13 protein-coding genes are annotated in these 15,636 nt (G+C 59.0%); 4 read left to right on the top strand and 9 right to left on the bottom strand.

Annotated features, from left to right (window positions below; translation table 11 throughout):
- Positions 1–89: 89 nt before the first annotated feature.
- Positions 90–1,196, top strand: a complete 1,107-nt coding sequence (locus BLU63_RS04175) for an NADH:flavin oxidoreductase/NADH oxidase (RefSeq protein WP_083374943.1) — start codon at positions 90–92, stop codon at positions 1,194–1,196.
- Between the two features lie 178 nt (positions 1,197–1,374).
- Here the strand turns inward: BLU63_RS04175 and BLU63_RS04170 are convergent, their stop codons facing one another.
- Complete coding sequence (locus BLU63_RS04170) at positions 1,375–3,000, bottom strand: glucan biosynthesis protein D (protein ID WP_077748293.1); 1,626 nt, start codon at positions 2,998–3,000, stop codon at positions 1,375–1,377.
- Positions 3,001–3,391: 391 nt separating this feature from the next.
- Between BLU63_RS04170 and BLU63_RS04165 the strand changes: the two genes are divergently transcribed.
- On the top strand, positions 3,392–3,577 hold the full coding sequence (locus BLU63_RS04165) for a hypothetical protein (protein WP_010462962.1): 186 nt from the start codon (positions 3,392–3,394) through the stop codon (positions 3,575–3,577).
- A gap of 58 nt (positions 3,578–3,635) precedes the next feature.
- Here the strand turns inward: BLU63_RS04165 and BLU63_RS04160 are convergent, their stop codons facing one another.
- A complete protein-coding gene (locus tag BLU63_RS04160; protein WP_083374942.1) occupies positions 3,636–4,145 on the bottom strand; it encodes a BRO-N domain-containing protein in 510 nt (169 codons plus the stop codon).
- A gap of 441 nt (positions 4,146–4,586) precedes the next feature.
- On the opposite strand from BLU63_RS04160, the gene BLU63_RS04155 reads away from it, so the two are divergent.
- Entirely contained in the window at positions 4,587–5,837 is a 1,251-nt protein-coding gene (locus tag BLU63_RS04155; protein ID WP_083374941.1) for an AAA family ATPase, read from the top strand.
- Positions 5,838–5,839: 2 nt separating this feature from the next.
- Entirely contained in the window at positions 5,840–6,466 is a 627-nt protein-coding gene (locus BLU63_RS04150) for an RloB family protein (protein WP_083374940.1), read from the top strand.
- Between the two features lie 50 nt (positions 6,467–6,516).
- Here the strand turns inward: BLU63_RS04150 and BLU63_RS04145 are convergent, their stop codons facing one another.
- The 7 genes from BLU63_RS04145 to BLU63_RS04110 all read right to left on the bottom strand — a co-directional run bounded on the left by BLU63_RS04145 (position 6,517) and on the right by BLU63_RS04110 (position 15,581).
- Complete coding sequence (locus BLU63_RS04145; protein ID WP_083374939.1) at positions 6,517–8,001, bottom strand: APC family permease; 1,485 nt, start codon at positions 7,999–8,001, stop codon at positions 6,517–6,519.
- A gap of 228 nt (positions 8,002–8,229) precedes the next feature.
- Positions 8,230–9,654 (bottom strand): gamma-aminobutyraldehyde dehydrogenase, encoded by a 1,425-nt coding sequence (locus BLU63_RS04140; RefSeq protein WP_083374938.1) that lies wholly within the window; start codon positions 9,652–9,654, stop codon positions 8,230–8,232.
- A gap of 169 nt (positions 9,655–9,823) precedes the next feature.
- Positions 9,824–10,648 (bottom strand): ABC transporter permease, encoded by an 825-nt coding sequence (locus tag BLU63_RS04135; RefSeq protein ID WP_042932340.1) that lies wholly within the window; start codon positions 10,646–10,648, stop codon positions 9,824–9,826.
- On the bottom strand, positions 10,638–11,585 hold the full coding sequence (locus tag BLU63_RS04130; RefSeq protein WP_077748299.1) for an ABC transporter permease: 948 nt from the start codon (positions 11,583–11,585) through the stop codon (positions 10,638–10,640). Before BLU63_RS04130 ends, BLU63_RS04135 begins: the two co-directional genes overlap by 11 nt.
- A 1-nt stretch (position 11,586) precedes the next feature.
- Positions 11,587–12,624, bottom strand: a complete 1,038-nt coding sequence (locus BLU63_RS04125) for an ABC transporter ATP-binding protein (RefSeq protein ID WP_010462946.1) — start codon at positions 12,622–12,624, stop codon at positions 11,587–11,589.
- A 235-nt stretch (positions 12,625–12,859) separates the two neighbouring features.
- On the bottom strand, positions 12,860–14,011 hold the full coding sequence (gene ydcS / locus BLU63_RS04115) for a putative ABC transporter substrate-binding protein YdcS (protein ID WP_083374936.1): 1,152 nt from the start codon (positions 14,009–14,011) through the stop codon (positions 12,860–12,862).
- Positions 14,012–14,093: 82 nt separating this feature from the next.
- Positions 14,094–15,581: a gamma-aminobutyraldehyde dehydrogenase gene (locus BLU63_RS04110; protein ID WP_077748302.1), complete on the bottom strand. Its 1,488-nt coding sequence runs from the start codon at positions 15,579–15,581 to the stop codon at positions 14,094–14,096.
- Between the last annotated feature and the right edge of the window lie 55 nt (positions 15,582–15,636).

Below are 15,636 nucleotides of genomic sequence, written 5' to 3'. Positions count from 1 at the left end.
GCGGGGGCGGGTGCTGCGCCTTTTTCCTGTCACTCGTCGACTTTTCAAACAGAACCCTGGAGCCTGCCCACTGATTCGAGAGGTGCCGCATGAGTCTGCTGCTTGAACCCTATACCCTTCGTCAATTGACCCTGCTCAACCGCATTGCCGTATCACCGATGTGCCAGTACTCCAGCGTCGATGGGCTGGCCAATGACTGGCACCTGGTCCACCTCGGCAGCCGCGCCGTCGGCGGGGCCGGCCTGATTTTTACTGAAGCCACGGCGGTCACGGCCGACGGGCGCATCACCGCCGAGGACCTCGGCTTGTGGAATGACGAACAAATCGAACCCCTGCAACGCATCACGCGCTTCATCGCCGCTCAGGGCGCGGTGGCCGGTATTCAACTGGCGCACGCCGGGCGCAAGGCCAGCACCCATCGTCCGTGGATCGGCAAGCATGGCAGCGTCAAACCCGAAGACGGAGGCTGGGTGCCGGTAGGGCCGTCGCCGATTGCTTTCGACCCGCAGCACACCCCTCCGAAGCAGCTGGATGAAAGCGAGATTGCTGAGGTCATTCAGGCCTTTGTCGCCTCAGCCAAACGAGCGCTGACTGCCGGTTTCAAAGTGGTCGAAGTCCATGCCGCTCACGGTTACCTGTTGCATCAGTTTCTTTCGCCACTGAGCAATCAGCGACGCGATCAATATGGCGGCTCGTTCGAGAACCGGATTCGGCTGGTGCTGCAAGTCACCGAAGCGGTACGTGCGGTCTGGCCTGAGGAGTTGCCGGTGTTTGTGCGAGTGTCTGCCACCGATTGGGTGGAAGACGGCTGGAACCCTGATGAAACAGTGGAGTTGGCGCGGCGCCTGAAAGATCTGGGTGTGGACCTGATTGACGTCTCGTCGGGGGGGACGGCGGCCAACGCCGAAATTCCTACAGGGCCGGGTTACCAGACCCGCTTTGCCGAACGGGTGCGCAAGGAGTCAGGCATCGCCACCGGTACGGTCGGAATGATTACCGAACCGGCCCAGGCCGAACACATCTTGCGTACCTGCCAGGCGGACATCATCTTCCTTGCGCGGGAACTGTTGCGCGACCCTTATTGGCCGCTGCATGCCGATGATGATCTGGGCGGTCGCAAGGCGATCTGGCCGGCGCAGTATCAGCGGGCGACCCATCGGGATCAGCCGATTCATGAGTCGGATTTGCGTGACTGAGTGAGGCAGTGAAAACAAAAAGCCCCGATCGATGTGATCGGGGCTTTTGTGTTTCTGTGCCGAAACATTTGTCGTCTGTCAGACCGTCTTCGCGGGCAAGCCTCGCTCCTACAGTTGATCGCATGCGCTGGTAGGAGCGAGGCTTGCCCGCGAAGACGGCCCAGACAACCTCTTGTTATCAGGTGTACTTACGCTTATCCGGCGCTGGCGGGAAATACTGGTACAACCAGGTCTCACTCAACGTCCGGTCATTAGTGCGAATGAACAACCGCAGCTCAACCGGCGCCACGCTGTCATTGGTCGGGTACCAATCGAAGGTAATCCGATAGCCTTTGATGTCATCCAGCACCAGCACGTTGAAGTCCTTCACTTCGCCGTTCGAGCAGGTCACCACGGGCTCGATCCCCGCGCCTTCCGGCAAGCGATCCAGGCCGCCACCGTTGAAGTCCACGGCAAAGCGTCGAGCCCAGACTTCCGGGTAATGCTCGCCCGGCGCCCAACCTTCGATAAACCCGCCCATGCCCGAACGGGTCGCATTGACCCGCGCCAGCGGCGTGCTCACCGGTGGCAGGGCGCTCCAGTAGAGCTTGTAGCCGTAGTTCAGGGAATCACCGGCCGCGACCGGCTTCTTCGGGGTCCAGAACGCGACGATGTTATCGAGGGTTTCGCCGGTTGTAGGAATTTCCAACAGATCGATAGAGCCTTCGCCCCACGCGGTCGTAGGTTCTACCCACAGGCTTGGACGCTTGCTGTACCAGTCAACGGTGTCCTGATAGTTGGCGAACTCGTGATCGGTCTGCACCAGGCCGAAACCTTTCGGGTCGGTGTCGGCGAAGGCGTTGAACTGCAGGGTCGCCGGGTTGTTCAGCGGACGGCAGATCCACTCGCCGTTACCGCGCCACATGGCCAAGCGATCCGAGTCGTGGATTTGCGGGTGAATGGTGTCGCACATGCGGCGCTCGTGGGTGCCGCAGCTGAACATGCTGGTCATCGGTGCGATACCCAGTTGTTCGATGGCGGTGCGCGCGTTGATGTGGGCGTCAATCTCCATCACCACGCGTTCGGCCTGGCAATCGATGTCAAATCGATAGGCGCCAGTGGCGCTCGGCGAATCCAGCAGCGCGTAGACCACAAAGCGGGTGCTGTCCTTGCCCGGCGTCTCGAACCAGAACTTGGTGAAGTCCGGGAACTCCTCACGCTTCTTCGCATAGGTATCGACCGCCAGACCGCGGGCCGACAGACCGTACTGGCCGGTGGCGTCTACCGCACGGAAATAACTGGCGCCGAGGAAGGACAACACATCGTGCCTGTCCAGTTCCGGGGCCTTGAACAGCTTGAACCCGGAAAACCCCAGGTCGCCGGTGAGCTGCTTGGTGTCGACCGTGGTTTTTTCATAGTTGAACAGGGAAGGGCGGAAATGCACTTCCCGGGCCTGGCGGGTCTTGGGATCGACGCTGTACATGCGCACCGGCTGCTTGAAGCCCATGCCGACGTGGAAGAACTGCACGTCCAGCTGACCGTTCAAGTCTTTCCACAGCGAGTGGTTGCCGTCGTAGCGGATCGCGTTGAAATTCTGCGGCGTCATGGTCGCCAGCGTCGGCGGCAGCACCTGCTTGGTGTCCTGATAGCGATTGCCGGCGAGTTGCTTGGCCTGAATCTTCAGCGTCTCGAAATCGAACGCCTGGGCTGCGCCATCAGCGGTGCCGCTGGCCGCCCAGGCACGGGAGGCGAGCAGGCCGGTGGCCGACAAACCGGTGTAGGCAGCGATGGCCATGGACGCTTTGAGCAAATTCCTGCGATGCATAAGTACAACCTGTCGTGAACAATCCCGCGCCGTTCCTGGCACGTGCTGGATCAAAAATATCGGTTCGGACATGCCTTCGGCCAAACGCAACGGACTTTAAACAGATAACAAATAGCTTAAACCGTTCGGTTGCAGAGAAAAAATGATTGGTAGCACTTTGATGATGCGGCAATGAAACAAGACATGTCGGTGAATTTTTCCGACAGCACTTTCTGATTTATAGGGCATTTCTGCTTTTTTTGACTAATTACTCTAAAAACCGCTTTTCAGCGCCGCGAATGTTCCTATCCTGTGTTCATGACCGGTTTCTGCCCTTCAGGCCGGCGGCTAATAAAAGGATAGGGCGATGCGGTTTTTGAAGTTTTCTCGGGCTTATAGAAGGACATCGTCCATGACGAAAGTACAAGGCATCACAGAAATGTTGGGAATCTTCCCTTGCCTGGCCACCGGGCGGCGAAGGCATCGCCTCAGTTCGGACGAAATGAAGCTGCTGGAGCGGTATCGCGAGCTGTCGGAAAACGACCGGATTGCGATGCGGTATCTGGTGGATGCGATGCGGAGTGTTTCGCGGTTTTGAGCGCTAAGCCAACGGGCGGACTGTAAAGTCTGCCCCTTTTTCATTTTTCACCCTGCCTTCAACTGCAAGTGCCCACGATCGTGAACGGTCGCTGTGCCTGCATCAGATCCGGCATGTCGCGCCACTTGATCCAGGCTTGATGCTGCCAGTGCAGCAGCGGCACCGAGATGCCTGCCCACTGCAACGAACTCAGGCTTGGAATGTTATCCACAGCCGCTCTCGACTCACGCAGCGTCGGGATGACTTCGTTGCTTAGCCACTGACGCAGGTTTCGGTTTTCCGGGATGAAATGGTGGACTAGCAATGCATACATTCCCGATTCGCTGACCATCAACGATTCGACGGTTTTGCCATCCTTCAGCAACCAGACGTATCGGCGTTGATCGGGATCGAGTTTCAGGGTGAGACGTTGGTCCAGCGGACGGCCCATCAAGCGACCGAGGTCCTGGACGCAGAACCAGGCTTGGTTGTCCTGCATGAAGGCGTGGAGGAAGCGGTTGTGGCGGGTGAAGATGGCAGGGATGAAATGAGGATGGGTTTCAGACGGATTTAGCGTGTGCTTGAGCATTTTTCGACTCCATGTTGAAAAGGGAGCCGCCACTAATCCTTCGACAGATTATGGGTGGCGGACCGTGCGGCGTTCGAAGTCGGGACATTCTCGATCAACATGCAAGCCAAGAGGCCCGCGCCACACGGCCCACCATAAAGCAAAACTGAAAGGCAAAAAATTGCCCCAGTTCATATGGGGGCGCGGATGCGCCATGTTGATGATTTACCGGCTTCGACACCGGGTCGCTGATTTGGCAGCGACGAGGTAAAGCCTATCGTTCAGGCGCTCGCGGCGCCAAGTCTACTCTGGCGCCGCGCGTTGTAGGAATTGGAGTCTTCACCGGAAGGCTTGATCTGTAGGAATTTCCTGTTTTTGCCTGAAGTGCGCTGAAGCAGCATCGTCGCCCTGGTTTTTCCTATAGTTTTTTCCGCTTTCAGGAACGAACTGCAGGTTTGCTACATGTTGATCGAATTTTCAGTTTCCAATTACCGCTCCTTCCGTGACAAGCAAACCCTGTCCATGGCAGCAACGCCGCGCCTGAGCAAAAAGCGCAACCTTTTCAAGTCGCCGGTGAATGGAGAAAAACTGCCGGACTTACTGAAGATCGCTGCGATATACGGGCCGAACGCGTCGGGTAAATCGTCGCTGATCCGGGCGATGGGAATTATGGGAAGCTTGCTCGCTGCGCCACCGACCTCAAATGAGGAATCGCTACCGGTTTCCCCGTTTCGTTTTGACCCGCAGCTTAACGACGAGCCAAGTTGTTTCGAATACAACTTTATTCAAGGCTCACTCCGCTATCGGTTTTTACTGCGAATGACGGCGCAGCGAATCATCGAGGAACACCTCGTCTCTTATCCGAAAGGAAAGGAGACGCTGTTATACCAGCGTTGTTTGGGGGAGGAGGGTGAGCAGTACGTGTTTGGCTCAAGCCTTGAGGGAGGAAATGAGGTTCACAATGCCTGGCGGCGTTTGACCAGCCCGAAGATGTTGTTCATTGCACAGGCCGTCGCGAACAGCAGCGAAGAGCTGACGCAGTTGCGAGAGCCTTTTAGCTGGTTTCAATCCGGGCTTCTCGTCATCGAGCAGAACAACATGATGGGGTTGTCGGCAGCCTCCATCCGGTTTCTTCAGATGGCATCGGACTACACGTGCAACTTGAGAGACTTTCTACTAGAGGTAGATATTCCAGTCTCGGACATTCAGCTCAATTCTGATGCAGACGCTGCTCCAGCCAGCAGAAAACTCACGCTCAAAGAATTCTTCGCCGCGGCGCGAAAAGACAAAGTGACCCTGACGCACACGAGTCATCTTGGAGATGCGGAGTTTGATTTTTCAGAAGAGTCTGGTGGCACAAAAAACCTGATTGGATTCTGGTTGCCCTGGTTCATGATCAATCACACAGACGGGAGCGGGATACTGGCCGTCGATGAGTTGGACAGCAGCCTTCATCCAGCAATAGTGGCTGATCTGATTGGAAAACATCTGGACAGCGGGCAGAACACCCAGCTGATTTTCACGACTCACGACACGCATCTAATGGATACCCAAACGCTGCGGCGCGATCAATTCTGGATCACCGAGCGTGATGCCAACGGCGCAACCTGTCTTTTTTCCGTTCACGATTTTGATGGGCGCGAGGGAGAAGACGTCGAGAAGCGGTACTTCGAAGGCCGTTACCGTGGTTTGCCGTTGATCAGGCGGAGGTGACCATGGTGCGCACGACACGCTTATTTGATCGAAAGAAATCACGGTTCAAACCGCAACCCAAGGTGCTGATCCTTTGTGAGGACAGTCAGTCAGGTAAGCGATATCTGGAGGATGCGGCCTTTCACTTTCGTGCCAATGCTCAGGTTGAAGTTGCCCATTGCGGCGTGACTCATCCTAGCGGGATTGTCGAAAGAGCAATTGCACGGCAAAGAAACTTCGATAAGGTTTTTTGTGCCTTGGACCGTGACACTCATCTTTGCTTCGACCGTGCGGTCGACTTGGCAAAACCGCATCCCAAGATAAAAGTGATAGCGTCTTTTCCCTGTTTCGAGTTTTGGTTGCTACTGCACTTTGGCTACAACAGAAAGCCATTCGCTGCTGCAGGTGGAAAATCCCCTGGCGAACTTGTTACCAAGAGTCTTAGGGGCCAACCTCCGATGGAGAATTATGAGAAGGGTAAAAATGTCAGTCATTTTGATCTGTTGAAGGGAGAGCCTTTCAATACAGCGAGGGTACTTGCTCCTCGAATTCTTCTCGATGCTGTTAACAGCGGTGAGCTCAATCCAAGTACTGAAATCCATCTGTTGATGGATGAGTTTGAAGTCCTTTCCGCGCCTCAATCGATCTAACTTCGTAACAACTCGCCCCGGTGCCACAACCAGCCCCGGGGCGAAATCAATTACCGACTAACCTTCCACGCATCCCCCGCTGGCGCAGTCCCGTGGTCATACGGCTTGGCCAACCACATGTACAACAACCCCAACCCAATAACGATCGCCGTACTCAACACCATCGCATAGTTGATGTACCACGCCGCATCCGGTGTGCGCGGCCAGGCCATGTTGATGATCGCGCCGACACCGTAAACCAGCGCGCCGACGTTCACCGCCCAACCCCAACCGCCGAGGGTGAATTTGCCGCTTGGTTTCCAGCCTTTCAGGCGTGCGTATAGCGCGGCGAGGACGATCATCTGGAACGCCAGGTAGATGCCGATCGCCGCGAAACTGACGATGGTGGCCACCGCATCTTGCAGGAAGAAGCCGAGGATGATGATCAGGGCCGGCAGGACGCCGGACACGAATAGCGCAGCCACAGGCACTTGGGTCGCAGGCGAGATCTTCTTCAGCAGCGAGCTGCCAATGACCATTTCATCTCGGGCGTAGGAGTACAGCAGACGACTCGCCGCCGCTTGCAGGCTGATGACGCAGGAGATGAAGGAAATCATCACCACGCCCATGACCACTTTCGAGCCGACCGGGCCGAAGGCGTTGTTGAGGATGGTGGTGACCGGGTCTTTGTCGGTGCCGTTGATTACCGCTTGCATGTCCGGCACGGCGAGGATCAGCGCCAGGCAGGCGAACATCGCCGCGATGCCGCCGATGTAGATGGTCATGCGCATGGCCACCGGAATCTGCTTGCTTGGGTTCGGGGTTTCTTCGGCCACGTCGCCGCAGGCCTCGAAGCCGTAGTACAGGAACATCCCCGCCAGCGAGGCGGTGAGGAAGGCCGGCAGGTACGAGCCGTCAATGCTGATATCGAAGGTGTTGAACAACACGCTGATCGACTGGTGACGCTCGAACATCAGCAGGTAGACGCCAACGATCACTGCGCCGACCAGCTCGCAAAGGAAACCGAACATGGCGATCCGCGCCAGCATTTTGGTGCCGCTGAGGTTGACCAGGGTGGCGAACAGCGTCAGGAACAGCGCGATGACGATGTTGGTGTTATTGCTCGGTTCAAAGCCCATCATTGCGGCCAGGTACGGACCGGCACCGACGGCAACGGCAGCGATGGTCACGCACAGGGCGATGGAGTAGATCCAGCCGACCATCCACGCCCAGCGCTTGCCCACCAAACGACGAGCCCACGGGTACACGCCGCCGGAAATCGGGAACTGCGAGACCACTTCACCGAAGATCAGGCACACCAGCAACTGGCCGCAACCGACCAGTAAATAAGCCCAGAACATCGGCGGTCCACCGGCGGCCAGGCACAGGCCGAAGAGGGTATAAACCCCGACGACCGGGGAGAGGTAAGTGAAGCCCAGGGCGAAGTTTTCCCACAGGCTCATGCTGCGGTTGAAGTTCGAGGTGTAACCCAGCTTGCGTAGCTGCTCGGCGTCGCTGTCGGCAACGGCTACAGAGAGTTCGGGTGATGCGCTCATGGTGTGTCAGCTCCGGAAAATCGGCAGATTTCGGATGTCCGAAACCGTGGCGGGGCCTTGGAGGCGCTGCCCGGATCGGTGGTTATTGTTTTGGTTTTCTGGCGTTGAACCCTGGTGGTGCGTGGTGCCGGTTTCGACCTTGAAACCGAGGTGATGCCTTCGCGGGCAAGCCTCGCTCCTACAGGTACTGCGGCGAACCTGTAGGAGCGAGGCGTGCCCGCGAAGCTTTTAATGCTTGAACATCACATGCCGCACAACGGTGTAATCCTCCAGCCCATACATGGACATGTCCTTCCCGTAGCCAGACAGTTTCTGACCGCCATGGGGCATTTCGCTGACCAGCATGAAGTGCGTATTCACCCAGGTGCAGCCGTATTGCAAGCGGGCAGACAAGCGATGCGCGCGACCGACGTCAGAGGTCCAGACCGACGATGCCAGGCCGTAGTCCGAATCGTTTGCCCAACCCAGCACCTGCGCTTCATCGGTGAATTTGGTCACCGACACCACGGGCCCGAACACTTCGCGACGGACGATTTCGTCGTCCTGTTGAGCGTCCGCAAGCACCGTCGGCTCGAAGAAGAAACCATTCCCCTCCACAGACTTGCCACCGGTGACCAGGCGGATATGCGGTTGCGCCACGGCACGTTCGACAAAGCCGGCCACGCGGTCACGGTGCTGCGCAGTGATCAGCGGTCCCAGCTCGGTCGACGGGTCATCCTGCAACCCATACTTGATGCTGCTGACCGCTTCGCCAAGCTTCTCGACGAATTTGTCGTAGATGCCTTCCTGCGCGTAGATGCGGCAAGCTGCGGTGCAATCCTGGCCAGCGTTGTAGAAACCGAAGGTGCGAATGCCTTCCACGGCGGCGTCGATGTCGGCGTCGTCGAAGATGATCACCGGGGCCTTGCCGCCCAGTTCCATGTGCATGCGTTTGACGCTGTCGGCGGTGCTGGAAATGATGTTCGATCCGGTGGCGATCGAGCCGGTCAGCGAGACCATGCGCACTTTCGGGTGCGTGACCAATGGGCTGCCAACGGCAGGACCACGGCCGAAGACGAGGTTGAGCACGCCGGCCGGGAAGATTTCCGACGCCAGTTCCGCCAGACGCAGCGCGGTCAGCGGGGTTTGTTCTGACGGCTTGAGCACCACGGTATTACCGGCGGCGAGGGCCGGGGCGATTTTCCAGGCGACCATCATCAGCGGGTAGTTCCACGGCGCGATGGAGGCGATCACGCCAACCGGGTCGCGGCGGATCATTGAGGTGTGGCCGGGCAAGTATTCGCCGCCCGCCGAACCGCTCATGCAACGGCTGGCGCCGGCGAAGAAACGGAACACGTCAGCAATCGCCGGGATCTCATCGTTCAGCGCAGCGCTGTAGGGTTTGCCGCAGTTGTCCGACTCCAGCTTGGCCAGCTCTTCGCCGTGGGCTTCGATGGCGTCGGCGAGTTTGAGCAGCAGCAGCGAGCGTTCCTTCGGCGTGGTTTGCGACCAGCTTTCGAAGGCGCTGTCGGCGGCTTGCACGGCGGCATTGACCTGGGCTTCGCTGGCTTCGTTGATTTCCACCAGCACACGGCCGAGGGCCGGGTTGAACACCGGTTGGGCGGGGCCGTCGCCGTCGATCAGTTGGCCGTTGATCAAGAGTTTGGTTTGCATGGCATTGTCCTCACTAACACTTTTATTTTTCTGTCTGAACCGGCTCTAAATGTAGGAGTGAGCCTGCTCGCGATGACTGACTGTCATTCAACAGTGATGTCGACTGTATGACCGCTATCGCGAGCAGGCTCACTCCTACAGAGATTCGGTTCCTTCAGTGGTTATTCGGTTATTTCCCGCCGCTACCCGCCACGCTCTCACCGCCCCGGGTCAGGTAATAAGCACCGAGAATCGGCAGCATGGTCACCATCATCACCAGCATCGCGACAACGTTGGTCACTGGCACGTCCCGTGGGCGGCTGAGCTGGTTGAGCAGCCACAGCGGCAGGGTGCGTTCATGGCCGGCGGTGAAGGTGGTGACGATGATTTCGTCGAACGACAGCGCAAACGCGAGCATGCCGCCGGCCAGCAGCGCCGAGCCAAGGTTCGGCAGGACGATGTAACGGAAGGTCTGCCAACCGTCGGCGCCGAGGTCCATCGACGCTTCAATCAAACTGTGCGAAGTGCGGCGCAAACGGGCGATGACGTTGTTGTAGACGATCACCACGCAGAAGGTCGCGTGGCCGACGATGATGGTGAACATCCCCGGCTCGATCCCCAGTGTCTTGAAGGTCGCCAGCAACGCGATCCCGGTGATGATCCCGGGCAACGCAATCGGCAGGATCAGCATCAACGAGATGCCTTGCTTGCCGAAGAAATCCCGCCGGTACAACGCCGCCGACGCGAGGGTGCCGAGGACCATCGCAATCAGTGTCGCGATGGCGGCGATTTCGGCCGACAACTTGATCGCTTCCAGTACATCGGGCCGAGAAAACGCCACGCTGAACCAATGCAGGGTGAAGCCCTTGGGTGGAAAGCTGAACGCCGCTTCTTCGGTGTTGAAGGCGTAAAGGAAGATTATCAGGATCGGAAAGTGCAGGAACACCAACCCGCCCCAGGCTGCGATTTTTAATCCGATAGAAGCCTGCCCCTGTGATGAAGAGTCAGAGTGCATCGAAGGCCCCCAGTCGTTTGACGATAGTCAGGTAAATGGCGATTAACACAATCGGCACCAATGTGAAGGCCGCGGCCATCGGCATGTTGCCGATTGCGCCCTGCTGCGCGTAAACCATGCTGCCCACAAAGTAGCCCGGCGGGCCCACCAGCTGCGGCACGATGAAGTCGCCCAGGGTCAGCGAAAAGGTGAAGATCGAACCAGCCGCGATGCCTGGAATCGACAGCGGCAGAATCACCTGCATGAAGGTCTGGCGTGGCTTGGCACCCAGGTCCGCAGATGCTTGCAACAACGACGGCGGCAGGCGTTCCAGCGAAGCCTGGATTGGCAGGATCATGAACGGCAGCCAGATGTAGACGAACACCATGAAACGGCCCAGGTGCGAGGTCGATAAAGTGCTGCCGCCTACGCCGGGAATGCCCAGCACGAATTGCAACACGGGCTCCAGCCCCAGGTGTTGAACGAACCACTGCGCGACGCCGCCCTTGGCCAGCAGCAAGGTCCAGGCATACGCCTTGACGATGTAACTGGCCCACATCGGCAGCATCACCGCGATGTAGAAAAACGCCTTGGTTTTGCCAGTGGTGTAACGCGCCATGTAATAGGCAATTGGGAACGCGACGATCGCGCTGGCGAGCGACACGGCGACGGCCATGCTCAGCGTGCGCAGGATGATGTCGAAGTTCGACGGCTGGAACAGCGCTGCGAAGTTCGCCAGGGTCAGGTCGGGGGTGACCGCCATGGTGAAGTCATCGAAGGTGTAGAAGCCTTGCCACAGCAGCACCAGCAGCGAGCCGAGATAAATTGCACCGAACCACAGCAGCGGCGGCACCAGCAGCAGCGACAGGTAAAAATTCGGTCGGCGATACAGCAGGTTGGAAAACCTGCGCAACGGCGAACCGCCGGCCGGGGTTTGAGGGATAGCCACGCTGGTCATCTCACACCCCACCGACAACGTTGTCGTGCAGCGGGACCATCGCCTCGCGCGCCCAGCGTGCGCTGATGCGTTGCCCGGTCTGGTGCTGGGCGCTGACGTCCAGCCACTGCACGTTGGCCTGGCTGATGTTCAGGGTCTGGCCGTTTTCCAGTTTCAGTTCATAGCGCGTGGCGCTGCCCTGGTACTGAATGTCGTGGAGCAAGCCGCTGACTTCAATCTCGTGGCTGGCCAGCGGGCCTTCGGCAAAACGCACGTGTTCCGGGCGAATCGAAAACGGCTGTGGATTGCCACTCAATTGCTTGGCCAGATCGCCGCGAATCACGTTGGACGTGCCGACGAATTCCGCGACGAACGTGGTGGCCGGTTTCATGTACAGGTTGCGCGGGGTGTCGACCTGCTCGATGCGTCCTTTGTTGAACACTGCTACACGGTCGGACATCGACAGCGCTTCAGTCTGGTCGTGGGTGACGAAGATAAAGGTAATGCCGAGCTGGCGTTGCAGCTTCTTCAACTCGCTCTGCATCTGTTCGCGCAGCTTCAGATCGAGAGCGCCCAACGGCTCGTCGAGCAGCAGCACGCGAGGGCGATTGACCAAGGCGCGGGCCAGGGCCACACGCTGGCGCTGGCCGCCGGACAGTTGCACCGGTTTGCGCTCGCCGTAACCGCCGAGGGCAACCATGTCGAGGGCTTCTTCGGCCCGCTTCTGCCGTTCGGCTTTACCGACGCCTTTGACTTTCAAGCCATAGGCGACGTTGTCGAGCACGTTCATGTGCGGGAACAGCGCGTAATCCTGAAACACCGTGTTGACGTCACGCTCATACGGCGGCAGCCCGGCGGCTTCCTCGCCATGAATTCGGATAGAGCCAGCGCTCGGTTGTTCGAAACCGGCGATCAGGCGCAAACAGGTGGTTTTGCCCGAGCCGGAAGGGCCCAGCATGGAGAAGAACTCGCCGTCCTGGATATCGATGGAAACCCGGTCAACGGCCTTCACTTCGCCGAACTGACGGGAAACGTTGGTGAACTGGACTGCAAGCGTCATGGTGCGGTGCTCCAAAAAGGCGAGGGCCGTCACAGCGGCCCTGCCTGGACTTCTGAAAAATCTGAATCAACTTTCTGGTTGGAAAACTTATTGTGGCGAGGGAGCTTGCTCCCGCTGGAGTGCGCAGCACTCCCAAAAGGACTGATGCGGTCTCTCTGATAGACCGCATTAACGGGTTTTGGGGCAGCTTCGCCACCCAGCGGGAGCAAGCTCCCTCGCCACAGGGGCCGGTGGGTTAGCGGCCGCCCATAATCGCGATGTAGTCCTGGGTCCAGCGGCTGTAAGGCACGAACTTGCCCCCTTCAGCCTGCGGGGTTTTCCAGAAGGCCAGGTTGGCGAACTGATCGTAACCATTGGCCGCACACCCTTCGGCACCCAGCAACTCGCTGGCCTTGCAACCTTCAGGCACTGCTGGCAACGCGCCAAACCAGGCTGATACGTCGCCTTGCACTTTGGGTTGCAGCGACCAGTCCATCCACTTGTAAGCACAGTTTGGGTGCTTGGCTTCGACGTGCATCATGGTGGTATCCACCCAACCCGTAGCCCCTTCTTTCGGGATAACAGAGGCAACCGGCTGCTTGTCCGCCACCAGGCCATTGACCATGTAGCCCCAGGTGCTTGATGCCACGACGCCTTCGTTCTTGACGTCACTCATCTGCACGGTCGCGTCATGCCAGTAGCGGTGGATCAAGGGCTGTTGCTTGCGAAGCAGGTCCAGCGCCGCTTTGTATTGCACTTCGTTGAGTTCGTACGGGTTCTTGATGCCCAATTCCGGCTTGGTCGATTTGAGGTAGAGCGCGGCATCGGCGATATAGATCGGGCCGTCGTAGGCCTGAACGCGACCCTTGTTGGACTTGCCGTCCGGCAGGGTTTGTTCTTCAAACACTACGCTCCAGCTGTCCGGTGCGGTCTTGAAGACATTGGTGTTGTACATCAGCACGTTAGGGCCCCACTGATAAGGGGTGCCGTAGGTTTGTTTATTGACCACGTACCAAGGGCCGTCCTTGAGGCGAGGGTCGATGTTCTTCCAGTTCGCAATCAACGCCGTGTTGATCGGCTGCACACGCTTGCCGACGATCAACCGCAACGAGGCATCGCCCGACGCCGTCACCAGGTCATAACCGCCCTTGGCCATCAGGCTGACCATTTCATCGGAAGTCGCCGCAGTCTTCACATTGACCTTGCAGCCGGTTTCCTTCTCGAAACCGGTCACCCAGTCGTAGGCCTTGTCGCTTTCGCCACGTTCGATGTAGCCGGGCCACGCCACGATATCCAGCTGGCCTTCGCCGGCACCGACGGCTTTCAGCGGTTCGGCGGCCTGGAGACTGGCGCTGGCCAGCAGCGCCGTGGTGATTGCACTGAGCAGTGCGGTCTTGTGCACGAACATGGGGATTCCCTCTTCTTTAATTATGGTCGGGGCAGTTGTGAACGTGGTGAAGCATGCCGTTAGCGGCTTGTTATTAGCGTAGTCAGAGATGCTGTCCGTGGCGCGCCATGATGTGCCGCACCACGCTGTAGTCCTGAAGCGAATCGCTGGATAAGTCTTTGCCATACCCGGACCGCTTGAGGCCGCCGTGGGGCATTTCGCTGACCAGCATGAAATGGCTGTTGATCCAGGTGCAGCCGTACTGCAACCGCGCCGCGACCTGCATGGCCTTGTCGAGGTTCTGCGTCCAGACCGAGGAGGCGAGGCCGTATTCCGAATCGTTGGCCCAGTCCACGGCTTGTTCGAGCTGATCGAAACGGGTCACGGTGACCACCGGCCCGAATACTTCGCGCTGGACGATCTCGTCGCTCTGCTTGCAACCGGCCAGCAGCGTCGGCTGGTAATAGAAGCCGGCGCCGGAATGCACCGCCGCGCCGGTCACCCGCTCGATGTGCGGCTGGCCGAGGGCGCGCTCGACGAAACTGGCCACGCGGTCGCGCTGGCGGGTGCTGATCAGCGGGCCGATTTCGTTGTCGGCGTCGCGTTTACCGGCAAAGCGCAGGCTGCTGACCGCCGCGCCGAGTTCCGCCACCAGGCGGTCGTGAATCCCGGCCTGTGCATAAATCCGGCAAGCCGCGGTGCAATCCTGCCCCGCGTTGTAATAACCGTAAGTGCGCACGCCTTCGACCACGGCTTGAATGTCGGCATCGTTGCAGACGATCACCGGCGCTTTGCCGCCGAGCTCAAGGTGCGTGCGCTTGAGGGTTTTTGCTGCAGCCTGGAGGATTTTCTGCCCGGTGACGATATCGCCGGTCAGCGACACCATGCGCACTTTGGGATGGCTGACCAAGTGGCTGCCGACGCCTTCACCGCCGCCGCAGACGATGTTGATCACGCCGCGTGGAAGGATCTCGGCCAACGCCGGCGCCAGGGCCAGAATCGACAGCGGCGTGTGTTCGGACGGTTTGAACACCAGCGTATTGCCAGCGGCCAGGGCCGGGGCGATTTTCCACGCGGCCATCATGATCGGGTAGTTCCACGGCGCAATCGAGGCGACCACACCAATCGGATCGCGCCGGACCATGCTGGTGTAGCCCGGCAGGTATTCGCCGCTGAGCTGGCCGGTCTGGCAACGCACGGCACCGGCAAAAAAACGGAACACATCGACCGTCGCGCTCAAGTCGTCCTGACGGGCCAGGTGCAACGGCTTGCCGCAGTTCAGGGATTCGAGTCGGGCGAGGAGGTCGGCTTGTTTTTCGATGGCGTTGGCGATGTCCAGCAACAGGTTCGAGCGTTGCTGCGGTGTGGTCCGCGACCAGCCGGCAAAGGCGCGGTGGGCGGCAAGGATGGCGGCTTCGACTTGCTCGGTGCTGGCTTCGGCGATGTGAGTCAGCACTTCCCCGGTGGCGGGGTTGAGGATCGGCTCGACAAAACCCTGACCCGCGACCAATTCGCCATCGATCAACAACGCGGTGAACAACGGGGTCTGCGCGCCAGCCATTTTTCGGGTTCTCTTTTCTTGTGTGGCCATGGTGCTCCCAGTGACTGGGCCCGGCCGTCTTATTGATGGAGCAAGACTAGTGCGC

It is taken from the genome of Pseudomonas mandelii (genome assembly GCF_900106065.1).
Taxonomy (GTDB): Bacteria; Pseudomonadota; Gammaproteobacteria; order Pseudomonadales; family Pseudomonadaceae; genus Aquipseudomonas; species Aquipseudomonas mandelii.
Note: the sequence above shows the minus strand (reverse complement) of the source record. Positions and strands in the feature narration are given on the sequence as shown.